Here is a 22,802-nt window from a genome sequence, read left to right as displayed (position 1 = left end):
GGAGAAAGAGGTTCCCTCCTCCAGCAACTTCCTCGCTCAGCTCGCCAGCTCACTGCGATCACGGAAGTGTTCCAATGCCTCCGGGTTGGCTAGCGCCTCGACATTCTTCACCGGCTCGCCATGCACCACATTGCGAACCGCCAGCTCGACGATCTTGCCGCTCTTGGTACGGGGGATATCGACTACCTGCAGGACCTTGGCCGGCACGTGGCGCGGCGTGGTGTTCTTACGGATCTGTTGCTTGATCCGCGCCACCAAGTCATCGTCGAGGTGCTGACCATCGCGCAGTTTGACGAACAGTACGACGCGGGTGTCCCCCGCCCACTCCTGGCCGATCACCAAGGATTCGACGATCTCCGGCAGCAGTTCCACCTGACGGTAGATTTCCGCCGTACCGATGCGCACGCCGCCGGGATTGAGGGTGGCGTCGGAGCGGCCATAGATGGCGAAACCACCAAGGGCACTGATCTCGGCGAAATCGCCGTGGCACCAAATGTTGGGGAATCGGGCGAAATAGGCGGCGTGGTAGCGCGAGCCGTCGGGGTCATTCCAGAAGCCCACGGGCATGCAAGGGAACGGCCGAGTGCAAACGAGTTCGCCCTTGATTTCGCGGACAGACTCACCCTGCTCGTTGAATACCGCCACCGCCATACCCAGGCCGGCGCGCTGGATCTCGCCGCGATACACCGGCAATACCGGCACCCCCAGCACGAAGCCCGAAAGGATGTCGGTACCACCCGCGACCGAGGCCAGGTGCAGATCGCTCTTGATCTCGCGATAAACGTAGTCGAACCCCTCCGGTGCCAGCGGGCTACCCGTCGACAAAAAGCCTCGCAAGGCAACCAAGGCGTGACTGCCGCGCGGCGAAAGGCCCTGCTTGAGCAGAGCGTCGATGAACTTGGCCGATGTACCGAAATGGGTCATGCCCTCGGCGTCGGCGTAATCGAACAGAATGCTGCCGGGACGGCCGTCACGACCGGCCAGGAACGGTGAACCGTCATAGAGCAGCACTGTTGCACCGGATGCCAAGCCGGAGACCAGCCAGTTCCACATCATCCAACCGCAGGTGCTGAAGTAGAACAAGCGATCACCCGGATGCACATCGGTATGCAGTTGGTGCTCCTTGAGATGCTGCAGCAGGGAGCCACCGTGACCGTGGACGATGCACTTGGGTACCCCGGTCGTGCCGGAGGAATACAGGATGAACAGCGGATGGTCGAAGGCCACCCGAACGAAGGCGATCTCGGCAGCGGCATAGGGCTCGAGGAAATCGGCGTAGCGTACGCCGCCGCTGATGCTGGCGACGTCCGGTGCGTCCTCCAGATAAGGCACCACCACGGTACGCAGAAGGCTCGGCAGGCGTGCCGCCACCTCAGCGTTCTTCTCCAGGCAATCGACGCGCTTGCCGTTGTACCAGTAGCCATCGACGCACAGCAGCAGCTTGGGCTCGATCTGCCCGAAGCGGTCGAGCACGCCCTGCACACCGAAGTCTGGCGAGGCGGAGGACCAGACGGCGCCCAGCGAGGCAACGGCCAGCATGGCCACCAGAGTTTCAGGCATATTCGGCATGAAGCCGGCGACCCGGTCGCCCTTGCCGATGCCGAGCGCTTCGAGACCCTGGCGGAAGCGCGAGACCTGGGCATAGAGCTCGCCCCGTGACAGGCGGCGCTGGACCTTGTCTTCACCCCAGAACACTAGCGCATCGCTGTCGTCGCGGCGAGCCAGAAGTGTCTCCGCATAGTTCAACTGCGCATTCGGGAACCAGCGTGCGCCGGGCATCCGATCGCCATTTTCCAGCACCACGTCGCCTAGTTCGCCGACACCGCCACAGAACTCCCATACCAGTGGCCAGAACTGCTCGATCTCCTCCACCGACCAACGCCACAGGGTGTCGTAGTCGGCAAACTGGCGCCCGGTGCGGGACTGCGCGAATTGCATGAAAGCCGCCAGGCGGGTAGCGGCGATCTTCTCGACGCTGGGCTGGAAAATGGGTTTCTCGTTCATATCAGTCTCTCTCGATACAGGTAACTGGCCGTAGCGCTGCGGCCGACGTGGAAGGCAATTCAGCAGGTCACAGGCCCCAATGCAGCAACAGCAGCACCAGGGCGACGAGGAAAACGGTCTCGCCGACCATCAGCAGGATCGGCTTGATGCCGACTGCGGCCAGCTCCTTGAGCTGGGTCTTCATGCCCAGGGCACTGATGGCCACCACCAGGCACCAGCGCGACAGCTCGTTGACCCCGCCCTGGATCACCTGCGGCACCCAGCCGGTGCTGTTGACGCAGGCCAGCACCAGGAAGCCGACGGCGAACAGGGGCAGCAGCGGCGGGCGCTTGCCGCTCGGGTCGGCGCCCTGCATGCGGGTAATCATCGCCGCGGCGACGATCACCGGCAGCAGCATGGCCACGCGCATCAGCTTGACCACGGTGGCGGTGTCGCCGGTCTCGGTGGACATGCTGTAGCCGGCGCCGACCACCTGGGCCACGTCGTGGATGGTGGCGCCGAGGAACACCCCGGCCAGCTGCGGCGACAGCTCGGCCCAGTTGGCGATCATCGGGTAGAGGATCATCGCCAGGGTGGACAGCGCCGACACACCGATCACGGTGAACAGGGTGGCGCGTTCCTTCTGCGGGTGGTTGGGCAGCGCGGCGGCCAGCGCCAGGGCTGCCGAGGCGCCGCAGATGGCGGTGGCGCCGCCGGTGAGCATGCCGAATAGGCGCTGGAAGCCCATGAGTTTGGCTGCGGCCACCGACACCAGAATGGTCACCACCACCAGGATCACCACCAGCGCCACCGGCTTCCAACCGAGGCTGGCGATCTGCTCGAGGGTGATGCGCATGCCGAGCAGGGCCACGCCGATACGCAGCACGCTGCGCGCGGTGAACTCGATGCCGGCCTTGCACTGGCCTTCACCGGCCAGGAAGTTCAGCGCCATGCCGAGCAGCAGGGCGAACAGCATCACCGGGGCGCCGTAGTGCTCGGAGAGAAAGGTCGCGGCGGCCGCGACGATCAGGCTGACGACGAAGCCCGGCGCCAGTTCGCGTCCGCGCGTTTGGATAGTGGCAAGCGCGATGGCGCTCATGGCGCAGACTCCTCGGAAGCGATCACGATGAAGGTCTGCTCGCCGACCACCTCGACCGGGTAGCAGGCCACCTTGAGCGAGGTCGAGTTAAGCAGGTAGCCGCTGGCCAGGTTGAAGCGCAGGCCGTGGGCGCAGCACTGGATCACCCGGCCTTCGAGCTTGCCGCCACACAGCGAGGCACCCTGGTGCGGGCAACTGTCGTTGATGGCATACAGCTGGCCATCGACGTTGAACAGCGCCAGGCTCTGGTCGTCGAACTCGAACAAGGCGCGCTGGCCAAGCGCCGGAACCTTCTCGGCCGGCACTGCGATACGCTGACTCATGCCGACTGCCCCTGGACAGCGCCATGGGCCAGGGCCTCATGCATGGCCGCCAGCAGCACCTCGGCCGGCTGCGCGCCGGACACCGAGCGGCGGCGGTCGAATATGAAATGCGGCACCCCGCCCCCCGCCGCATTGGCCAGGCCGACAAAAGGGCTGGCATCGCCGCGCACGCAATCGGCCACCGCCGAGCGCTCGAGACCACAGGACTCGGCGATGGTCAGCAGGGTCGGACGATCACCGAGGTCTTCGCCGCGGTGGAAATAGGCGGCGAACAGCCGCTCGAGCAGGGCATCGCGCTGGGCCGGTTCGGCCACGGCGGCGGCCCGTTGCATCAGGCGATGGGCATCGGCGGTATTGGGCACGGTGGCGATGCTGGACAGGGAGATCTCCAGCCCGGCCGCCGCCGCGGCCTGCTGCACCTGGGCCTGGCGCATGCGCACGGCCTCGGCGCTGCCCAGGCGATTGAGATAGAAGGCGGCGAAAGGTTCGCCCTGGGCCGGAATATGGGGCAGCAGCTGCACGCCATGCCAGACCAGTTTGACCTCGACCTCCGGACGGCTGGCCCGCAGCTGGGCCAGCGCGTGCTCCAGCTGGCGCTTGCCGATCAGGCACCAGGGGCAGGTGAACTCGAAAAACACATCGATGCACAGCGATCGACTCACGACTGCACCTCGCAGGCGGCGGTGCTGGCCTTCGCGTCGAGGATCTCGCCACGCAGGCGCAGGATATCGTTGTGGTAGTGGCGCTTGGCATAGAAGAACACCAGCGCCGCCGCGATGCTGATCAGCGGCAGCAGCTGGAACGCCGCCTGCAGGCCAATCAGGTCGGACACCTTGCCGGTGATGAGCGGGCCGGGGGCCAGACCGAGCAAGTTGTTGGCCAGGGTCAGGGTGGCGAAGGCCGTGCCGTGCACCGAGTAGTGGGTCAGGTTGGCGACCATGGCGCCGGCCGGGCCGCTGGTACCGGTGGCGATCAGCATGCCCAGGCAGATCAGCACCAGCTGCGGCAAGCCGAACGGCAGGGCGAAGGCCAGCGACAGCAGCAGGCAGCTACCCAGGCAGTAGGCGATGGACAGGGTAATTTTGCGGTCCGGGCGGTTGCGGCACATGCGGTCGCTGAGCATGCCGCAGAGAATCATCCCGGCGCCGCTGCACAGTACGATGATCGCCGCCACGGCGCCGGCCTTGTCGGTGCCCATCTGGTAGTAGCGGTTGAGGTAGCTGGGCATCCACACGATCACCGTGCCACAGACGAACAGCTGCAGGCCGCTCCCGACGTAGGCGCTGATCACCGAACGGCTGGAATACAGGGTACGCAGCGGCCGCGCGGCCTTGTCCGCCGCCTGCCGTGCGGCATCGGCGAAGCGCTTGTGCGAGACCCGCGACTCCTTGACGATGATCGGGTAGAGCACGGCCAGCAGCAAGCCGAACAGCGCCATGCCGGCGAAGGCCCAGCGCCAGCCGAGGTGCGCCGCCAGGACGCCGCCGAGGGCCATGCCCAGCACCGAGCCGAACATGGCGCCGGCCATAAAGGCGCCGGTCAGGGTGGCGCGCATGTGCTTGGGAAATACCGACAGCACCACGGCGGCGCCGACGCTGCCGTAGGCGGCCTCGCCAACGCCGACCAGGAAGCGGGCGATGAGCATCTGCTGGTAGTTCTCCGCCAGCGCGCAGCCGAGGGTCGCCAGGCTCCACAGCAGGGCCATCAGGACCAGGCTCTTGACCCGACCGAAGCGGTCGGCCAGCAGTGACAGCGGGAAGGTCAGCAGGCCGACCATCAGGGCGACTATGCCACTGAGCAGCCCAAGCTGGCTGTCAGATAGTGCCCACTCGCTCTTGAGCAGCGGGAACACGGCATTGAGCACCTGCCTCGACATGTAGTCGGAGATCAGCAGGCCGAAAGTCAGGGCAAAGACGATCCAGGCGTAGGGGCGCGGAATGCCGATCGAAGTATCGACGTCATCATCCGCCGGGCTGTGGTGAAAGGCCATGCTGGCTCCTCGTTGTGTGGCGTCTGCCGGTTGTTGTTCTGGCTCATGAACGAAGTTCTGCCAAGGCCTGGCGCCGTCCTGACGGGACAAGCCTTGGCAGAACCTGCTCGAGGTCAGCCCCCTGACCTGACCTGCAGGGGGCTGATTCCGCGATTAGCCGTGCTGGGTGGCGCCCTTCTGGCCGGCCTTGCGGTTGGGCGCGAAGCCGTTGGCCGCCAGGGTTTCGTCGGCGTCTTTGTAGAAGGTGCCGATCTTGTAGATCGCGCGCGCTTCCTTGGCGGTGGCGACCGGGCGACCGCACTCCTTGGCGATGCGCACCAGCTGCTCGATCTGCTCGACGCTGGTCATCTTGCGCGAACGATCGGGGGTCCAGATCGTATCCTCGATGCCGCAGCGCACATGCTGGCCCATGGCGATGGCCATCATGTTGAGCGGCAGCACGTTGTTCATCTGGGCCTCGAAGGTCAGCACCGCGCCGTCCGGCACCGCGCGCATGAAATTGGTCATGTTGTAGGGGGTCATCGAGTCGGCGCCGCCGCCGATCGGAATCCAGGTCAGGATCAGCGGCACGTTGCAGACGCCGCGGCGCATCATGCGCTCGACCGTTTCCAGCGAGTTGATGTTGCCCATCTGGAACTGGATCTGGATGCCGTTGGCCGTCAGGCGCTTGACGTGCTCTTCGACCCAGGCCGGGCCAGCCGGGATGGTCATCTCACGGTAGGCGTGGCACTTCACCGGGTCGGCAAACGAGGTGCCGGCGACGTCATCCTCGGACAGTGCCTCGATGACGTTGAACTGGTTCGAGTTGATGGCCAGGGTCACCTGATCGGGCTTTGGCGTCAGCTCGGCGAGCATGTGCCGGGTGTCGTCAGACAGCCACTTGGCGATCTCGCCGTCGCCCTCGGGGGCGAAGGAAATCGAGCCGCCGACCTGGATGATCATGTCCGGCACGGCTTCGCGCACGCCGGCGATCAGTTCGTTGAACTTGGACAGGCGCTTGCTGCCCTTGCCATCCAGTTCGCGCACATGCAGGTGCAGCACGGTGGCACCGGCTTCATAGCAGTCGACAGCCTTCTGCACCTGCTCTTCCATGGTGACCGGAATGTCTTCCGGGAAGTCGCTGACTTCAAACTGCGGGCCATAGGGGGCAACCGTGATGACGAGTTTTTCCTGGTTTTCGGGGTACAGCGCGCCGTCGATGAAGTTCATGGTGTTCTCCTGGTGTGCTAATGAGTTGGAGTGCTAAGGCTGTGGTCAGAAAGGCTGGTCGCCGATGATCCCGGCGCGTTCCATCTTGCGATGGCAGGGCTGGTAGTCCATCACGGCATAGTGCTGGGTGCAGCGGTTGTCCCAGATGGCCACGCTGCTGGGCTGCCAGCGCCAGCGCACCTGATACTCGGGGATGCAGGCCTGGCTGATCAGGTAGCGCAGCAGGTCACTGGCACCGGGATTGGCATCCTGGCCGAAGCGGACCCGCTCGGCGGTATGGAAGTTGGTGAAGTGGGTGGTGTACACGTTGACGAACAAAATCTTCTCGCCAGTTTCCGGGTGGGTGCGCACCACCGGATGCTCGGCGTCCGGGTACTTCGCCTTCAGTGCCAGGCGCTTGTCGATCGACATGGCCGCGCCGAAAGTGGCCTCGATACTATGGCGGGCACGCAGACCTTCGATCTGCTGCTTGATGTGTTCGGGCAGGCGCTCGTAGGCCAGCGCCATGTTCGCCCACGTGGTGTCGCCGCCCACCGGCGGGCATTCCACGCACCGCAGCACGGCGCCCATCGGCGGCGCTTCACGCCAGCTGGCATCGCAATGCCAGGAGTTCTCGTAGCGTTCCGCCGGGCTTTCGGGCGTCTTGTAGATCTGTACCAGGCCAGGATGATCCGGATGGCTGCCGGCCACCGGATGATCCTCGAGCTCGCCGAAACGGCGGGCGAAGGCCACGTGCTCGGCACGGGTGATGTCCTGGTCACGTAAAAACAACACCTTGTGCTTGAGCAGCAGCTGCCTGATCTCGGCGAACAAGCTCTCGTCGCGTACGGCGTCGGCCAGGTTCACATCGTACAGTTGCGCGCCGAGGGCGCAGGTCAGTTGTTCGACACGCATGGTGTTCTCCTTAGATGACGAAGATGGAGGAGCCAATAGTCTTGCGCGCTTCCAGATCGCGGTGCGCCTGGACGGCATCTTCCAGCGCGTAGTGCTGGTTGATCTCGATCTTGATCCGCCCGCTGCCGACGTGATCGAACAGCTCGCCCACCAGTTCGGCCCTCTCCGCCGGGTCGGCGATGTAGTCGGCCAGGGCCGGGCGAGTCACGAACAGTGAGCCCTTCCACGCCAGGAGCTGCGGGTCGAAGGGCGGGATGCTGCCCGAGGCGGTGCCGACGCAGACCAGCAGGCCCCGGCGCTTGAGCGAGTCCAGCGAGGCCATGAAGGTGTCCTTGCCGACGCTGTCGATCACCACATCGACGCCACGTCCGCCCGTCAGCTCGCGCACGCGCTGGGCAATATCCTCATGGCTGTAATTGATGACGTGGTCGCAGCCGTGGGCGCGGGCGATCTCGGCCTTGGCCTCGGTGGAGACAGTACCGATCACCGTCAGCCCGAGCAGCTTGGCCCACTGCGAGACGATCAGGCCGACGCCACCAGCAGCGGCGTGCAGGAGAATGCTGTCACCCGCCTGGAAAGGGTAGATACGGCGCATCAGATAGGCCGAGGTGAGTCCACGCATGGTCATGGCCGCGGCCGTTTCGAACGCGATGGTTTCCGGCAGCTTGATCAGTGGTGCTGCCGAGATCAGCCGTTCGCTGCTGTAGGCACCGAGCGTGTTCATGAAGCCGGTGTAGGTCACGCGATCGCCCTGTGCAACGTTGGTCACGCCTGCCCCTACAGCCACCACGACGCCCGAGGCTTCGACGCCCATACCACTCGGCAAAGGAACTTGATAGATGCCGCTACGGACATAGGTGTCGGCATAGTTCAGGCCAACAGCGACGTGACGAATACGAACTTCGCCTGGCCCCGGCTCGCCGACCTCGACCTCTTCATAACGAAGCACTTCGGGCCCACCGGTTTCGTAAAAGCGAACAGCTTTGACCATGTCGTTTCTCCAGACTGAATTCTTTTTGTAGGGCCGCGACCCCATGGACTGGAATATACGAATGTTGGTTAATGGCCGCTTCCCATCGCATGACGGAAGCTGTCCACTTCATGACAGCCTCTACCAAGCCCGGTCGCGCAGCCTGGTTGCCGCTACGAATGAAGCTCTCTTTTATCGAGAAGAAAGGGATGTGCCCGCAACTGGAAAGCTACTGCGAAAGACGACTCCCTCTAGCGGACTATTGAATTGAACCGAGGCGCCCAATAAGCGCCGTTACCTGCTGTTGTCATGGGGGTGGCATGACTGAAACAGACCGAAGACGGTTGTTAGTGGCTGCCAAGGTGTTCAGAGCGTGGTGAGTAGCGGCTATGGACAAGTCCATGACCTGGCGGACAGACATATTCCACCGTCGTCGCCTTAGCCGCACGGAGCGCGGCCTTGGTGACGCCAAGTTCTATCTCGGTCGTGAAGAGACTTCTAGTCTTGGTTGATGGGGCGCTGGCGGCGCCAGGTGGCTGGAGCCACACCGTACTGGCTGGTAAACCAGCGGGTGAAGGAGCTAGGCGTTGAATAACCCAGCAGGCTAGCGACCTGACTCAGTGAATAGCGTGGATTTTCCATGTAGCGGAGCAACAGGTCGCGACGCACTTCGTCGAACACCTCGGAAAACGTCACGCCATTGTCTTCCAGCCTGCGCTGCAAGGTACGTACATTCATGCCGAGGGATTGGGCGATCTGCCCTATGGTGGCGCGGTCCAGAGGCAGCAGCAGGTAGATGGCCTGGCGCACTTCGTTCAGTGTCGAGCCCTTGGTTGCGCCAGGCAGCGACTCCACAAAACCCCGTGCGTAATTCGCCATCAGCGGATCCGCCGTTGGATTGGCAGTATTCAGATCTGCGGCGAGACAGACGATACCGTTGAACTGTCTGTTGAATTCAACGTTGCCACCGAACACCCTGCGATGGACATGAAGGTCTGCTGGAGCGTCGTGAGTGAAGTTCACGCTTTGCGGCCGCCAGTGCGAGCCGAGAAGGGCGCCGCAAAGGCGATGCAGTACGCCAATAGCCAGCTCAATGCTTTGGCGCATGGATACGGACGGGGCGATGATGATTTCCTCGCTAAGGATCACAGTCTTGCCCGTCTCACTAATGTGAAGCGACAGCGATTCGTTGAGCAGATGACGGTACTGCACGATGGTGTTCAGCGCATCGCGTAGCGTCGGTTGATGCGTGAGAAGCAGGCTGATTGCGCCGAAATTGGAAAGTCGCCGCGACTCGGCCATGCGCAGGCCGAATGTTTCGCAACCGCTGACCTGTGCTGAAGCCTCCAGCAGCAACGCCACCGTCGTCATGGGAATGCGCAGCTCCAGATTCTCCAGCATCGGCTGGCTCAGTCCGAACTGACTCAGCAGTTGCTGAGGGTTGAGGCCCAGTTGCTGGCTCACTTCCAGATAGTTGGTCAGGGCGGCTGTACGAGCCATTAGGGCCATGGTGATTGCCTCATTATTCTTATGTCCCTCTTGCCCCTGCTACTTGGAAGCATGGGCCGGGTTTGCTGTCCGAAGATGGCAAACCAGTCTTCTAATTTGACTCCTCGAAGACATCGGTTTTGATGACAGGCTCGCTCTGTCGGGCCCGGTATCCACAGCAAGATTATGCCAAGTTGGCTTCTTCCATCGGTAGGAGTCCATACCTAGGTAAACGTTATTTTTACGCTCTGTCCAGAGGTGTGAATACGTCTACCGTGCGTGTCGGCATCTACTGTCATCAATTGCACAGTCACTGACGCTCAATGGAATGCGGCGACCTCCCGTGTGCCGTTACTGTCGTGCCCAGCGAATTCGAACAATGACCTTAACGCAGAGGCATCCAGGTGAGCGAAGCTAGTAACACCACCGTTCTTATTGTTCCCGGCCTGCGCGATCATGTGGCCGAGCATTGGCAGACCCTGCTTGCCGCCCGTCTGCCCAAGGTCCGCACGGTCGAGCCTCTGACCGAGGATAAGCTGAGCCTCAATGCGCGGGTCGAGGCCATCCAGTGCGAGCTCGAAAGCATCGAGGGTCCGGTGATCCTGGTGGCCCACAGCGCCGGTGTGCTGATGGTCGTCCACTGGGCTGCCCGCTACGACCGCCCCATCAAGGGCGCGCTGCTGGCCACTCCGCCGGACCTCAACGCTGCCTGGCCAGAAGGCTACCCGACCCCTGACACCCTGCGCGCCAATGGCTGGTCGCCATTGCCTCGCCAGCGCCTGCCTTTCCCTAGCTTGGTCGCTGCCAGCGACAACGATCATCTCGCCAGCCTGGACGCAGTCCGGGGCATGGCTGCCGATTGGGGCGGTGCCCTCGTCGAGCTCGGTGAAGTCGGCCATCTCAATCCTGCCTCCGGCTACGGCGACTGGCCGCGCGCGGAAGCCCTCATCCAGATTCTGGATCACTGATCCCGCAGGTTCAGAGGTCGCCGGGTAGTTCGGCGGGCCGGGACGCATCAAACCAACCGGATACGCCCCGGCCAGGTAGCAGGAGCACGCCCGGAGGTTGCAGTAATCATTACAACAAGAAGCGGAGCCAACGCATGAAGAACAAGAAAAATCACAGTCCGAACCTGCGCAGGTGCCTGCTCGCCTCGGCGATCCTTGCCGGGATGGGCGCCTCATCGACCCAGGCCTTCGAACTCGATACCGGTAATCCGGACTGGGCCGTGCGTTTCGATAACACCGTCAAGTACAACTACGGTGTCCGTACCGAAAGTGCCGACAAGCGCCTGCTGGGCACCCCCAACAACAACGACGGCGACTACAACTTCCGCAAGTCCGGCACCAACATTACCAACCGCGTCGACCTGCTGACCGAGCTGGACGTGGTCTATCAGAGCAGCATGGGCTTTCGCGTCAGCGCCGCCAGCTGGTATGACAAGGCCTATGACAACACCGGCTCAAACTCCAACCCGCTGGTCAATGGCAACGATGCCACGACTGCGCCCAGGGCCTTTGGCAGCCCGCACCTGAGCAACTATGCCCAGCGCTACTACAGCGGCCCGTCTGGCGAGATTCTCGATGCCTTCCTGTTCTACAACACCGAGGTGGGCGATGAGTCGCTGCTGGGTGTCAAGGCCGGCCAACACAACGTGTTCTGGGGCGAGACCCTGCTCAACCCGGTGCATTCGGTCAGCTACGGCCAGTCCGGCCTGGACCTGGCTAAGCTGGCGGCATCGCCCGGTACCGAAGCCAAGGAACTGTTCGTTCCGCGCAACCAGATTTCCACCACCCTGACCGTCAACCCGGAGCTGACCCTGGCCGCTCAGTACTTCCTCAAGTGGGATGCGGCCCGCCTGTCCGAAGCCGGTACCTACTACGGCAGCTCCGACGTGGTTGGCGTGGGGGCGCAGAGCTTCCTGCTGGGTTTCCGGGACCCGCTGATCAACGTACGCCGTGACGACGATCTGACCCCGGATGATCGGGGCGACTGGGGCGTCATGGCCAAGTGGTCGCCGGAGTGGCTGGACGGAACCCTGGGCGCTTATTACCGCAACACCTCCGATATCCTGCCCCAGGCCCTGGTTGATGCAGGCGGTCTGAATCCTCTCAATAACGCCGGGTTGGCTACAGTCGACTACAAGTTCGCCTATGGCGACGACATCGACATCTATGGCCTGAGTCTGTCCAAGGAGTTCGCCGGCGTCAGCGTCGGCAGCGACCTGAACATTCGCAGCAATATGCCGCTGGCCAGTATCCCGGCCATCTACAGTCCCGCTCTCGCCGCTGGCGTGGGCCCGATCAGACCGCGCACTGGCGGCACCGGCGTGATCTCTACCCTGCCTGAGGATGGCGACAGCCCGACCGCCACTGGCGATACCCTGCACTGGACCCTCAACGGTCTGATGACCATCGCCGACACCCCGCTGTTCGATAGCGCAACCCTGCTGGGCGAGCTGTACTACAGCAACCTGCTCAGCCTCGATAGCAAGAACGAGGACCTCTACAAGGGCAAGGGCAGCTACCGCGGTGTGGACAAGGCGACCCGTGACAACTGGGGCGTGGCGGTCAACTTCACGCCGACCTGGTATCAGGTGTTCCCCGGCGTCGACCTGAGCATGCCGCTGTCGGTCAACCTCGGTCTGGACGGCGTCTCCCCGGTGCAGGGCGGTGGCGCGGAAGACACCGGCACCTATGCCGTGGGTCTGGGCGCGGCCATCTACAACCAGTACTACATCGACCTGAAGTACGTCGATGCCTTCGGCGAGGCCAGCAAGTGCGAAGACAGATTCAATGACGGCGCGACGCCGAACGCTCTCCGGCTCAACGAGGAATACACCTGCTACGCCGGCGGTTATGCCTCCTTCAGTGGCGCCGGTGCCACCGAAGACCGCGGCGCCGTTTACCTGACTCTGAAAACCACCTTCTGATCCACGCCTTGCCCAGAGCAAGCAGGAGAAAAACAAGATGAAATTCGTCCATACCCTGATGACCGCCTCCCTGGCCCTGGCCATTGTCGGCCAGGCCCAGGCAGCGGTCTCTGCCGCCGAAGCTGCCAAACTCGGTAATGAGCTGACCCTCGTCGGCGCCGAGAAAGCCGCCAACGCCGACGGGTCTATCCCGGCCTACGAGGGTGGCCTGACCACCGCTCCGGCCGGCTTCAAGGCCGGTGACAGCATGCGCCCGGATCCCTTTGCCGCTGAAAAGCCGCTGCTGGTGATCGACGGCAAGAACGTCGAGCAATACAAGGGGCAACTGACCGCGGTCACCGTCGAACTGGTTAAGCGCTACCCCAGCTTCCGCATCGAGGTCTTCCCGACCCACCGCAGCGCCGCGCTGCCCCAGGGCGTGCTGGACAACACCGTGAAAAATGCCACCGCGGCCAAGTCGACCGACGGCGGCAATGCCATCGAGAACGCCTTGCCAGGCGTGCCGTTCCCGATCCCGCAGTCCGGTGCCGAGGCCATGTGGAACCACCTGCTGCGCTACCAGGGCGTCAACATCGCCATGAAATACGACAACTGGAACGTCGATGCCGCCGGTGTGGCCAGCCTGGCCACCACCGGCATCGGGCAGATCAACTATGCCGCCTACGACGACCTGACCAAGCAGCTCATGGCCAAGGACACCTACTACCAGGTCAAGCTGGCCTACACCGGCCCAGCCCGCCGTGCCGGCGAAGCCGTGCTGCTGCGCGACGCGGTCAACCCGCTGGAACAACCGCGCCGCGGCTGGCAATACCTGCCCGGCCAGCGCCGCGTGAAGTTGGCGCCGAGCCTGGCGTATGACACGCCTAACCCGGGTACCGCTGGCGCCGCCACCTGGGACGACTCCTTCGTCTTCAACGGCGCGCTGGACCGCTATGACTGGAAGCTGGTCGGCAAGCAGGAAATGATCGTGCCGTACAACGCCTACCGGGTGACCTATGCCAATGACCTCAAGCAGCTGACGACACCCGGGCATATGGCGCCGGAACTCGTGCGCTGGGAGAAGCACCGTGTGTGGGTGGTCGAAGCGACCCTCAAGGCTGATGCCCGGCATATCTATGCCAAGCGTCGCTTCTACCTAGACGAGGATAGTTGGGTCGCCCTGGCTTCCGACCAGTACGATGCGCGCGGCCAGTTGTACCGTGGCGTCTATACCTTCCTCAGCCAAAGCTATGACCAGCAGGTGCCGGATGCCACCCCCTACGCCGTCTACGACCTGATCGGTGGCACCTACAGCGTCGTCGGTCTGTCCGGCCCTTACGGCGGTCTGAAGTACAGCCAGCCGCTGTCCAACACCCAGTGGTCTCCGGAATCGCTGGCCGGTGCCGGTATCCGTTAAGCGTCGCGTTGCTACTCCGCCTGCCCGGCTTGCTGCCGGGCAGTCCTCCTGTCGGCCTGCATTCGCGTGCAGGCCGACGCTTTTTGCCATGAGGGCGCAATATGTGCTCCTACAACAACAAGATCCTGCAGCGGGCGCTGGTCGCCATGCTGACATTCCTGGCGGTTTTCGCCCAGGCATCCGACTACGTCGACGTACTGGACCTGCCGGCCAAGTCGAGTGCCCTGGCGGTGCGTAGCCCGCTGCTGGACCTGGCTCGTGCCGGGCAGCGCCTGGTCGCCGTCGGTCAGCGTGGCCACATTCTCTATTCCGATGATGCCGGCAAGGCCTGGCAGCAGGCCGCCGTACCGGTCAGCTCCGACCTGACTGCCGTGTATTTTCCGTCCGCCGAGCAAGGCTGGGCGGTGGGCAACGATGGCGTGGTGCTGCACAGCAGCGACGCCGGCGCAACCTGGAGCAAGCAGCTCGATGGCCGACAGATCGGCGAGCTGGTGTTCAAGCATTATTTCGCCTTGGCCAGTGCCGAGCCGGGCAACGAACAATGGGCCACGCTGGCCGACGAAGGCCAGCGGCTGATTGAGGAGGGTGCCGACAAGCCGCTGCTCGATGTCTGGTTCGCCAACGACCAGCTCGGCTATGTGGTTGGCGTGTTCAACCTGATCCTGCGTACCACCGATGGCGGCAAGAGCTGGACGCCGTTCCAGGACCGCACCGACAACCCGCAGGGTTTCCACCTCAACGCCATCGCCTCCACCGGCGATGCGCTGTACATCGCCGGCGAGCAGGGCCTGCTGCGCAAGTGGGACGACATTCTCGAGCGCTTCATCGCCATGCAGACCCCTTACGAGGGCAGCTACTTCGGTGTCGTCGGCCGACCTGGCGAAGTGCTCGCCTATGGCCTGCGCGGCCATGTGTTCCGCAGCACCGATGGTGGCTACACCTGGGCCCAGCTGGACAGCGGCCTGCAGGTCAGCATCAGCGCCGCGGTGCTGGATGCCAGCGGACACTACCGCCTGTTCACCCAGGCCGGGCACATGCTGTTGAGCGGCGCGGGCAACAGCCCGTTGCAACTGGTGGCGCAAACCGCCCCGTCGCCGGTGGCCGGTGCTGCCCTGGCCGCCGATGGCGCGTTGGCGCTGGTCGGTAGCCGTGGCGTACGCACGCTGCCCGTCGAATAACCAGAAGAATTGAGAGCGAGTACCCAGACATGGGCAATTTGAAGCAAGAAACCATGCCGGTGATCCGCGAACTGGTGGATTTCAATCGGCGCTCCGGCAACCTGCTCGAGCGGCTGGTGTTCAACCACCGCCCCCTGTTCATGCTGCTCATGACGCTGGCCACTCTGGTGCTGGGCTACATGGCGGCGACCCGCCTGGAGCTGCGCCCCAGCTTCGAGAAGATGATTCCGCAGAGCCAGCCGTACATCCAGAACTTCCTGGAGAACCGCAAGTCGCTGCGCGGCCTGGGCAACTCGGTGCGGGTGGTGGTGGAGAACACCCAGGGCGATATCTTCGACCCCGAATACCTGACCGTGCTCAAGCAGGTCAACGACGAGCTGTTCCTCACCGAAGGCGTCGACCGTGCCTGGATGAAGTCGCTGTGGAGCCCGGCGGTGCGCTGGACCGAAGTCACCGAGGAAGGCTTCCAGGGTGGCCCGGTGATGCCCGATTCCTACCAGGGTTCGCCTGCGGACATCGAGCAGCTGCGGCAGAACATCAACCGTGCCGGCATTGTCGGCAGCCTGGTGGCCAGCGACTTCAAGTCGACCATGCTGATCGTGCCGCTGCTGGACAAGGCCTCGGCCACCGGCAAGAGCCTCAACTACCATCAGTTCTCGCAGCTGCTCGAAGAGCAGTTGCGCGACAAGATCGAGTTCGCCGGCGACAGTGCTGCGCACGGTTCGGGCGAGGAAGGCACCGGCAAGTACAAGATCCGGGTGATCGGTTTCGCCAAGCTGATCGGCGACCTGATCGACGGCCTGATCCAAGTGATGATGTTCTTCGGCCTGGCCGTGGCCACCTCGCTGGTGATCATCTACCTCTACACCCGCTGCGTGCGCAGCACCCTGCTGGTGGTCGGCTGCTCGCTGATCGCGGTGGTCTGGCAACTGGGCATAGTCGCCTGGCTGGGTTACGCCATCGACCCCTACTCGGTGCTGGTGCCCTTCCTGATTTTCGCCATCGGCGTGTCCCATGCGGCGCAGAAGATGAACGGCATCATGCAGGACATCGCCCGCGGCACCCACCGGTTGATCGCCGCGCGCTACACCTTCCGCCGCCTGTTCCTCGCTGGGGTCACCGCGCTGCTGGCCGATGCGGTGGGCTTCGCCGTGCTGATGCTGATCGACATTCCGGTGATCCAGGACCTGGCCATCACCGCCAGCATCGGCGTGGCCGTGCTGATCTTCACCTCCCTGCTGCTGATGCCGGTGGCGTTGTCCTATATCGGCGTCGGTCGCAAGGCCGCCGCCCGTGCGCTGAAGATCGACACCCGGGCGGAGGAGCATCGCGGCTTTGGCAAGCTGTGGGACCTGCTCGACCGCTTCACCACGCCCAAGTGGGCCACCGGCACCGTGCTGGTGGCGGTGCTGCTGGGTATCGCCGGCTTCGTGGTCAGCCTGCAGCTGAAGATCGGCGACCTCGACAGCGGCGCCCCGGAGCTGCGCGCCGACTCGCGCTACAACCGCGACAATGCCTACATCACCAGCCACTACGCGCTGTCCAGCGACCTGTTCGCGGTGATGATCAAGACCCCGGCCGAAGGCTGCCTGAACTACCAGACCCTGGTCCTGGCCGACCGCCTGGCCTGGGAGCTGCAGCAGCATCCGGGGGTGCAGGCCACCGTGTCGCTGGTCAACGCGGTACGCCAGATCACCGCCGGCACCTACGAGGGCAACCCCAAGCTGAACAGCATCCAGCGCAACCAGAACGTGCTGAACTATGCCGCCCAGCAGGCCTCGGTGAATGCCCCGGAACTGTTCAACACCGACTGCTCGCTGATGCCGGTGATCGCCTTCCTCAAGGACCACAAGGCCGAGACCCTCGACGCCGTGGTGGCCATCGCCGACAAGTTCGCCCGTGACAACAGCACCGAGGATCGCCAGTTCCTCCTCGCCGCCGGCAGCGCCGGCATTGAGGCCGCGACCAATATCGTGGTGCGCGAGGCCAACCGCACCATGCTGCTGTACGTTTACCTGGCGGTGACCATCTTCTGCCTGATCACCTTCCGCAGCTGGCGCGCGACGCTGGTGGCGCTGCTGCCGCTGGTGCTCACCTCGATCCTCTGCGAGGTCCTGATGGTGGCCATGGGCATCGGCGTCAAGGTCGCGACCCTGCCGGTGATCGCCCTGGGCGTGGGCATCGGCGTGGACTACGCGCTGTACCTGCTCAGCGTGCAATTGCACTACCAGCGCCAGGGCATGCCGCTGGCGGAGGCTTACCGCAACGCGGTGGCCTTCACCGGGCGAGTGGTGGGGCTGGTCGGTATCACCCTGGCGGCCGGCGTGATCTGCTGGGCCTGGTCGCCGATCAAGTTCCAGGCCGACATGGGCATCCTGCTAACCTTCATGTTCCTGTGGAACATGCTGGGTGCACTGATCCTGATTCCGGCGCTATCGCGTTTCCTGCTAAATGGCCACAAGCAGTGAGGCACCTGACGGATGCGCCGCTTGTGGATCAATGGGCTGGGCTGTAGACAGCGCCCACATCGGGACACTCGGTCGACCTGGGGCTCCAGCTCAATCAGCAGGGTGTGTTCAGCAACGGGGCAACAGGCGACGACCTCGTAGCCTGGCCAGAAAGCGGCAAGATCAATAGGATGCACGGCGACAGCAGGGCGTGGGGGTTGGGATGTTTGGCGACTGCCAATTTACCCACTTCCCTGACTGTCAACTCGCTCTTCCCCCTGATTCCGCGAACAACCAAATTTCTCGGGCGACCTCAACGTGCTATTTCACAAGCCTGAAAAGTGGCTAGCAAAACCGGGATGATTCAATACTTGGCTACCGACCAGCGCTCGCTCGCCCAAATTGCCGACCTGCTCGGCGAGCGCACCTTCAGGTTGGTTCGCGCGCAAACTCAACGAGTCTCCATCGACGTGGCGGGCTCGGAACCATCGGAGACGATCCAGCCGCAGGATGAGCTTGAGGTGGGAAAGCGGCACATCAACCGGCGCGCACCTATTGTGCGACAGTCCGGTGGTGAGAGCTGGATTTGGAGGAAGTAGCGCAATTAGCTTCTGGCTGGGAAGTGCCTCCTGCACCAAGTGCTCTAAGCAGGCTTTTCTATGTGGTCCCCCTCGACCAACCGGTTAGCCTGGCGAGCTCTCCAGGTTGATGGACTGCAATAAAAGTGCCGGCTGAACCAGCGTGAAAATGCACTCAGCTCAGAGAAACCCAGAACGCCAGCAATCTCACTCAATGGATGAGTGGAGTGTGCCAAGTGACGCATTGCCAGCTCTGTACGTGCCTGATCCAATAGTGAGGAAAAGGTCTCGTCTTCCTGCGTCAGCTGCCGATGCAGCGTCCGTCTGTCACGTCCCAGGTGGGCAGCCACATGCTCCACCGAGCACCGCCCAGTGGGCAGCAACATCCAGATAATCTGGCGGACCTGCTCCAGTAACGCTGTTTTGGATTCTTCGCGGATACTTTTCAAGTACTGATGAACGTAGCGGGCTATATCTGGATCAGCGTTGGGCAGGGGCTTGTCAAGATCGCTGCTGCGGCAGACGAGGCCATCCATCAAGCTGTTGAACTGAACCGACGTGCCCAATACGCGGCGGTGCCGGCTGTCGTCCAGCGGCGGAGCGTGACGGAAGCAGACCACTGAAGGATGCCAGTGGCTGCCCAGCAAAGTTTTCAGCAGGCGGTGGGTCACCGCCCCCGCCAACTCTATCGCCTGGCGCACAGCCAGGTTGCCGACCGTTATCTGTTCCATGCGCAATACCATCACGCCGTCACTCTCCTCGATACCCAGCACCAAACCTTGGTTGTGCAGGTAGAGGAAGTCGCGCATTGCCTCCAGAGCCGCACGGATAGTTGGCTCGTCACGACATAGCAACGCCAGCGGCCCAAGATTAGAAAGCTTGCGGGTTTCCGCCATGCGCAAGCCGAAATCGTCCACGCCGGCCTCACGCGCTGAGCTTTCCAGTAGCCGGGCCACGGCTTTGGTGGGAATTTTCAGATCGGGTTGCAGCAAGCAGCGCGGATCAAGGCCGACGAGGCGCAACTGCTGCATGGGATCGACGTTTAACGAGCGGGCTATTTCCGCGTAATTGGTGAGGCAGGCACTGCGAACAAGACCGCTCATGATTAATTTACCGATTCGGGACGGCAATTTGTCAGCTTAACAAATTGATGTCCCGCAAAGTCAAGTTAAATGCCAGCGGCTTGTCTAGGCTAAGGACCATCTTTTAGATGGAGTGTCCTCGCATGAAGTTGAATGGTCGAGTTGCCTTGATTACCGGTGGAGCACTTGGCTTGGGTCACGCCATTGCCCTACGAATGGCCGACGAAGGCGCCTGCGTGGTCATTTGTGACATCAACGAAGCGGCGCTCAAAGCCACACGTGCCGAGATCGAGGGGCGTGGCTCGCAATGCCTGGCGCTGCGCTGTGATGTGTCGTCAAGCGCTGAGGTAGCCGCCATGTTCGATCAAATCGACGCGCATTTCGGCACCCTGCATATCCTGGTCAACAATGCGGCCTTGGTACCGGATAAACCCCATGACGAAGAGCGACGTCAACGTCATTACGCATTATTGACCCAGCCGGTGCCCCGGCAGTCGCTGGAGATCACCCGCCACATGGACAATGCGGAATGGAAGCGCTTCTGGGCGGTGAATGTCGACGGCGTGTTCTATTGCACTCGCGCGGCTCTCAATCGCATGGAGCCGCAGCGCTACGGCAAGATCATCAACATCGCCAGTATCGCCGCCATCTCCGCCATGAGTGCGCATAGCCCGCACTACTCCGCGAGCAAAGGCGCGGTGATCGCCTTCACCCGCTCGGTGGCTTACGAAGTGGCCGGCGCCAATGTTCAGGTCAATGCAATCTGCCCAGGTGGCGTAAGTACCCCGGCCTTCGAGCAATTCCTCGATAAGCAGTCACCCGAGCAACTCAGCGTAATCAACCAGATCCTCCCGCTGGGGCGTTTGGGCAAGGCCGAGGAATATGCGGCGCTGGTGTCACATCTGGCCTCTGATGAGTGCTACCTGGTCGGTTCGATCATTAACGCCGGTGGCGGTACCTACATCTGAGGCTTTCCGGGACAGTCAGACAAACGTCCCGAAAAGTCAAGTCGGTGTCCCGCTAAGTCAATCCGAATCAGGCCGGCACTTTTAGAGTGAACTCAATCGCTCTCTATCCAAGGAACTGTCCCATGAATCTCGATCAACCCAAGCCCGTCACCCCAACCTGCGATGCCATGCGTGATGCCGGCAACTGGAATCCTGCCTGGGACAAGCTGGCCGAGCTGGATGCCGACTGGATCGAGAAATTCCTCGCCATGGCCGTGCATCCGGTGCGCAAAGGGATTCTGGAGCCCAAGACAATCGAACTGATCTTCATCGCCGTCGATGCCTCTTGCACCCACATGTATGCCCCAGGCGTGCGCCGCCATATCCGAAAGGCCCTGGAGCTCGGCGCCAGCGCAGAGGAGGTGCTGGCGGTACTGCAGCTGACCTCGGTACTGGGGATTCACAGCATGGCGCTGGGCGCCCCAATGCTTATCGAAGAAGCGCAGAAGCTGGCCGCCGATGGTCTCGTGCAAGGCACTTACTGAATCCATTTCAAACCGCCCCCCGGTGCGTGCAACAGGCCAAGAACCTGGGCCGCGACATCGCCAGCGCCGACGAAGCTCGCACCATGATGACGATCGGCAAGTCCTACGCCAACACCGACGAAACCCTCAAGGCACTGGGCTGGGCTCCGAACCGCAAACCAGGCCAGTGCGGCAACCTCATGTGGGACGAAGTCGAGCCGGAAACTCATACGGTGGGTCGCCCACCGCATAACAGCTTGTCGAGCGGCCCCGGTCGTGCGGCAAGCCGGATAACGCTTTAAGCGAATCAACCTGGAGTGCCATCTATGGCTCTACCCATTAGCCGCACCATCATCGCCACCGATGATGCACCACTCGTCTCGCGTGGTTACGCCTGTCTGACGTTTGCTCTTACGTTCGGCCTGATGTTGTCCGACTACATGTCACGCCAGATGATCAACGCCATATTTCCTTCGCTCAAGGCCGAGCGGGCCTTGAGCGACACCCAACTCGGCGCACTGGTCAGCGTCGTCGCCCTGACTGTGGGGCTCATGACCTTCCCCATTCCCCTGCTGGCCGATCGCTGGGGGCGTGTCAAAAGCGCCACAGTCATGGCCATTGTCTGGGGCTGGCGACTATCGCGTGCGACCTGAGCGGCAACTTCCTCGTCACGTTCCTTGCCCGTGCCGTGGTCGGTTTGGGAGAGGTGGGTTATGGCTGCGCAGGGGGGGGCGATTCTGCTCAGCGTCTTCCTAGGTGGATGTGAGCGCGTTCGAATTCTGCGTTTCTCGCTGCGGCGCCTGAAGTAGCAATCTGTGCTCTCCTGTAGTCGTCGTAGGACGGAAGGACGCATGCATTGGCGTTCGCAAAAAGCTCGTCGAGTTGACCAACGTTAAGTGCGCTATTAACCAGGCAATTAAATAGGGCATGTTGGATAATCTGTCGCTATGAATACAGATGCCCGCAAACTCAGTCCTCAAGAACAGCGCGAGAAGCGCGCCACGGCCCTGCGCATGCGAGAGCAGGGTTACACCTATAAGGCCATTGGCGAGGCGCTTGGCGTCCATCCCCGCACTGTCGCCCACTGGGCAGAGGTCGCCGAGCGCCAAGGTACGACGGCCGCCATTACCGGCGGCCAGCGTGGTGTGCGCCAGGGTGATCGGCGCAGCTTGAGCCCCAGCCAGGAAGTGCTGATTCGCACCCTGATGACCGACAAGATGCCCGATCAACTCAAGCTCGGATTTGCGCTGTGGACGCGGGATGCCGTGCGAGAACTGATCCGCCAGCGCTGTGGTTTTCTCATGCCGGTTCGAACGGTGGGGGAATACCTCAAGCGTTGGGGTTACACCCCGCAGCGACCGCTGCATCGGGCTTACCAGCAAAAGCCAGAAGTGGTTCAGCGCTGGCTGGAAAACGAATACCCGCGTATCGCACAGCGGGCCAAGGCCGAGAACGCCGAGATTTAGTGGGGGGACGAAACGGGTATGCGCAGCGACAGCCATGCTGGCCGCAGCTACGCCCCTGTTGGCGAGACACCGGTACGCCCGGTCAGCGGCAGTCGTTTCGCCACCAACATGACTTCCAGCGTGACCAATCGAGGCAAGCTGCGCTTCATGCTGTATCGGGAAACGCTGACCGCCCAGGTACTGATCCGCTTCCTGGGCCGCCTGATTCGTGATGCCCAGGGCCGCAAGGTGCTCGCGATTGAATGAGACATTAGCAACTATCGCGTCCAGTCGCCAAAGGCTGCTAGCAGTCATTC

General features: G+C 62.8%; 19 protein-coding genes and 3 pseudogenes. 11 read left to right on the top strand and 11 right to left on the bottom strand.

All coding sequences use genetic code 11. The annotated features are described in order from the left end of the window. Window positions 1–36 precede the first annotated feature (36 nt). The 9 genes from G559_RS0128295 to G559_RS0128255 form a co-directional block, all read right to left on the bottom strand. A complete protein-coding gene (locus G559_RS0128295; protein ID WP_028631451.1) occupies window positions 37–2,004 on the bottom strand; it encodes an acetoacetate--CoA ligase in 1,968 nt (655 codons plus the stop codon). A 67-nt stretch (window positions 2,005–2,071) separates the two neighbouring features. Further along, window positions 2,072–3,082: a YeiH family protein gene (locus G559_RS0128290; RefSeq protein ID WP_028631450.1), complete on the bottom strand. Its 1,011-nt coding sequence runs from the start codon at window positions 3,080–3,082 to the stop codon at window positions 2,072–2,074. Continuing rightward, window positions 3,079–3,405: a Rieske (2Fe-2S) protein gene (locus G559_RS0128285; RefSeq protein WP_028631449.1), complete on the bottom strand. Its 327-nt coding sequence runs from the start codon at window positions 3,403–3,405 to the stop codon at window positions 3,079–3,081. The genes G559_RS0128290 and G559_RS0128285 overlap by 4 nt, the downstream gene beginning before the upstream one ends. Further along, entirely contained in the window at window positions 3,402–4,067 is a 666-nt protein-coding gene (locus G559_RS0128280) for a DsbA family oxidoreductase (protein WP_028631448.1), read from the bottom strand. The genes G559_RS0128285 and G559_RS0128280 overlap by 4 nt, the downstream gene beginning before the upstream one ends. Beyond that, complete coding sequence (locus G559_RS0128275) at window positions 4,064–5,395, bottom strand: MFS transporter (protein WP_028631447.1); 1,332 nt, start codon at window positions 5,393–5,395, stop codon at window positions 4,064–4,066. Before G559_RS0128275 ends, G559_RS0128280 begins: the two co-directional genes overlap by 4 nt. 153 nt (window positions 5,396–5,548) lie before the next feature. Then, window positions 5,549–6,604 (bottom strand): BKACE family enzyme, encoded by a 1,056-nt coding sequence (locus G559_RS0128270; RefSeq protein ID WP_028631446.1) that lies wholly within the window; start codon window positions 6,602–6,604, stop codon window positions 5,549–5,551. Window positions 6,605–6,649: 45 nt separating this feature from the next. Continuing rightward, window positions 6,650–7,498, bottom strand: a complete 849-nt coding sequence (locus tag G559_RS0128265) for a TauD/TfdA dioxygenase family protein (RefSeq protein WP_028631445.1) — start codon at window positions 7,496–7,498, stop codon at window positions 6,650–6,652. A 10-nt stretch (window positions 7,499–7,508) separates the two neighbouring features. Next, entirely contained in the window at window positions 7,509–8,489 is a 981-nt protein-coding gene (locus G559_RS0128260) for a quinone oxidoreductase family protein (RefSeq protein WP_028631444.1), read from the bottom strand. Window positions 8,490–8,966: 477 nt separating this feature from the next. After that, entirely contained in the window at window positions 8,967–9,977 is a 1,011-nt protein-coding gene (locus G559_RS0128255) for an AraC family transcriptional regulator (protein WP_028631443.1), read from the bottom strand. Between the two features lie 383 nt (window positions 9,978–10,360). Here G559_RS0128255 and G559_RS0128250 point away from each other — a divergent pair, with 383 nt between their 5' ends. The 5 genes and pseudogenes from G559_RS0128250 to G559_RS29505 all read left to right on the top strand — a co-directional run. Then, window positions 10,361–10,924, top strand: coding sequence for an RBBP9/YdeN family alpha/beta hydrolase (locus tag G559_RS0128250; RefSeq protein ID WP_028631442.1), 564 nt, complete (start codon window positions 10,361–10,363; stop codon window positions 10,922–10,924). A gap of 134 nt (window positions 10,925–11,058) precedes the next feature. After that, on the top strand, window positions 11,059–12,888 hold the full coding sequence (locus G559_RS0128245) for a DUF1302 domain-containing protein (RefSeq protein WP_028631441.1): 1,830 nt from the start codon (window positions 11,059–11,061) through the stop codon (window positions 12,886–12,888). A gap of 37 nt (window positions 12,889–12,925) precedes the next feature. Continuing rightward, a complete protein-coding gene (locus G559_RS0128240) occupies window positions 12,926–14,284 on the top strand; it encodes a DUF1329 domain-containing protein (RefSeq protein ID WP_028631440.1) in 1,359 nt (452 codons plus the stop codon). Window positions 14,285–14,385: 101 nt separating this feature from the next. Next, window positions 14,386–15,462 (top strand): WD40/YVTN/BNR-like repeat-containing protein, encoded by a 1,077-nt coding sequence (locus G559_RS0128235; RefSeq protein WP_028631439.1) that lies wholly within the window; start codon window positions 14,386–14,388, stop codon window positions 15,460–15,462. Window positions 15,463–15,491: 29 nt separating this feature from the next. Next, a pseudogene (locus G559_RS29505) lies at window positions 15,492–17,912 on the top strand (efflux RND transporter permease subunit); the annotation flags it as partial. 20 nt (window positions 17,913–17,932) lie between these two features. Here G559_RS29505 and G559_RS31335 read toward each other — a convergent pair. After that, window positions 17,933–18,106 (bottom strand): annotated as a pseudogene (locus tag G559_RS31335) (ISL3 family transposase); the annotation flags it as partial. Window positions 18,107–18,268: 162 nt separating this feature from the next. Between G559_RS31335 and G559_RS0128225 the strand changes: the two are divergent. After that, window positions 18,269–18,508, top strand: a complete 240-nt coding sequence (locus G559_RS0128225) for a hypothetical protein (RefSeq protein WP_028631438.1) — start codon at window positions 18,269–18,271, stop codon at window positions 18,506–18,508. A gap of 44 nt (window positions 18,509–18,552) precedes the next feature. Here the strand turns inward: G559_RS0128225 and G559_RS0128220 are convergent, their stop codons facing one another. Next, the gene (locus G559_RS0128220; RefSeq protein WP_028631437.1) at window positions 18,553–19,590 is read right to left on the bottom strand and encodes an AraC family transcriptional regulator; all 1,038 of its coding nucleotides are present in this window, start codon (window positions 19,588–19,590) and stop codon (window positions 18,553–18,555) included. 122 nt (window positions 19,591–19,712) lie between these two features. Between G559_RS0128220 and G559_RS0128215 the strand changes: the two genes are divergently transcribed. The 5 genes and pseudogenes from G559_RS0128215 to G559_RS29500 form a co-directional block, all read left to right on the top strand. Next, complete coding sequence (locus tag G559_RS0128215; RefSeq protein WP_028631436.1) at window positions 19,713–20,537, top strand: SDR family NAD(P)-dependent oxidoreductase; 825 nt, start codon at window positions 19,713–19,715, stop codon at window positions 20,535–20,537. Window positions 20,538–20,659: 122 nt separating this feature from the next. Next, the gene (locus G559_RS0128210) at window positions 20,660–21,061 is read left to right on the top strand and encodes a carboxymuconolactone decarboxylase family protein (protein ID WP_028631435.1); all 402 of its coding nucleotides are present in this window, start codon (window positions 20,660–20,662) and stop codon (window positions 21,059–21,061) included. Between the two features lie 26 nt (window positions 21,062–21,087). Then, the gene (locus tag G559_RS0128205) at window positions 21,088–21,342 is read left to right on the top strand and encodes a hypothetical protein (protein ID WP_028631434.1); all 255 of its coding nucleotides are present in this window, start codon (window positions 21,088–21,090) and stop codon (window positions 21,340–21,342) included. Between the two features lie 24 nt (window positions 21,343–21,366). After that, window positions 21,367–21,693: an MFS transporter gene (locus tag G559_RS0128200; protein WP_028631433.1), complete on the top strand. Its 327-nt coding sequence runs from the start codon at window positions 21,367–21,369 to the stop codon at window positions 21,691–21,693. Window positions 21,694–21,987: 294 nt separating this feature from the next. Then, window positions 21,988–22,746, top strand: a pseudogene (locus tag G559_RS29500) (IS630 family transposase); the annotation flags it as partial. Window positions 22,747–22,802 lie beyond the last annotated feature (56 nt).

The sequence above is a fragment of the Metapseudomonas resinovorans DSM 21078 genome (genome assembly GCF_000423545.1).
Taxonomy (GTDB): Bacteria; Pseudomonadota; Gammaproteobacteria; order Pseudomonadales; family Pseudomonadaceae; genus Metapseudomonas; species Metapseudomonas resinovorans.
This window is presented reverse-complemented; position numbering and strand designations above follow the sequence as displayed.

Bases quoted from the DNA above. Each gene is read 5' to 3' on its own strand.
- G559_RS0128295 (WP_028631451.1), bottom strand. From the start codon at position 2,004: ATGAACGAGAAACCCATTTTCCAGCCCAGCGTCGAGAAGATCGCCGCT.
- G559_RS0128290 (WP_028631450.1), bottom strand. From the start codon at position 3,082: ATGAGCGCCATCGCGCTTGCCACTATCCAAACGCGCGGACGCGAACTG.
- G559_RS0128285 (WP_028631449.1), bottom strand. From the start codon at position 3,405: ATGAGTCAGCGTATCGCAGTGCCGGCCGAGAAGGTTCCGGCGCTTGGC.
- G559_RS0128275 (WP_028631447.1), bottom strand. From the start codon at position 5,395: ATGGCCTTTCACCACAGCCCGGCGGATGATGACGTCGATACTTCGATC.
- G559_RS0128270 (WP_028631446.1), bottom strand. From the start codon at position 6,604: ATGAACTTCATCGACGGCGCGCTGTACCCCGAAAACCAGGAAAAACTC.
- G559_RS0128265 (WP_028631445.1), bottom strand. From the start codon at position 7,498: ATGCGTGTCGAACAACTGACCTGCGCCCTCGGCGCGCAACTGTACGAT.
- G559_RS0128260 (WP_028631444.1), bottom strand. From the start codon at position 8,489: ATGGTCAAAGCTGTTCGCTTTTACGAAACCGGTGGGCCCGAAGTGCTT.
- G559_RS0128255 (WP_028631443.1), bottom strand. From the start codon at position 9,977: ATGGCCCTAATGGCTCGTACAGCCGCCCTGACCAACTATCTGGAAGTG.
- G559_RS0128245 (WP_028631441.1), top strand. From the start codon at position 11,059: ATGAAGAACAAGAAAAATCACAGTCCGAACCTGCGCAGGTGCCTGCTC.
- G559_RS0128240 (WP_028631440.1), top strand. From the start codon at position 12,926: ATGAAATTCGTCCATACCCTGATGACCGCCTCCCTGGCCCTGGCCATT.
- G559_RS0128235 (WP_028631439.1), top strand. From the start codon at position 14,386: ATGTGCTCCTACAACAACAAGATCCTGCAGCGGGCGCTGGTCGCCATG.
- G559_RS0128225 (WP_028631438.1), top strand. From the start codon at position 18,269: ATGATTCAATACTTGGCTACCGACCAGCGCTCGCTCGCCCAAATTGCC.
- G559_RS0128220 (WP_028631437.1), bottom strand. From the start codon at position 19,590: ATGAGCGGTCTTGTTCGCAGTGCCTGCCTCACCAATTACGCGGAAATA.
- G559_RS0128215 (WP_028631436.1), top strand. From the start codon at position 19,713: ATGAAGTTGAATGGTCGAGTTGCCTTGATTACCGGTGGAGCACTTGGC.
- G559_RS0128210 (WP_028631435.1), top strand. From the start codon at position 20,660: ATGAATCTCGATCAACCCAAGCCCGTCACCCCAACCTGCGATGCCATG.
- G559_RS0128200 (WP_028631433.1), top strand. From the start codon at position 21,367: ATGGCTCTACCCATTAGCCGCACCATCATCGCCACCGATGATGCACCA.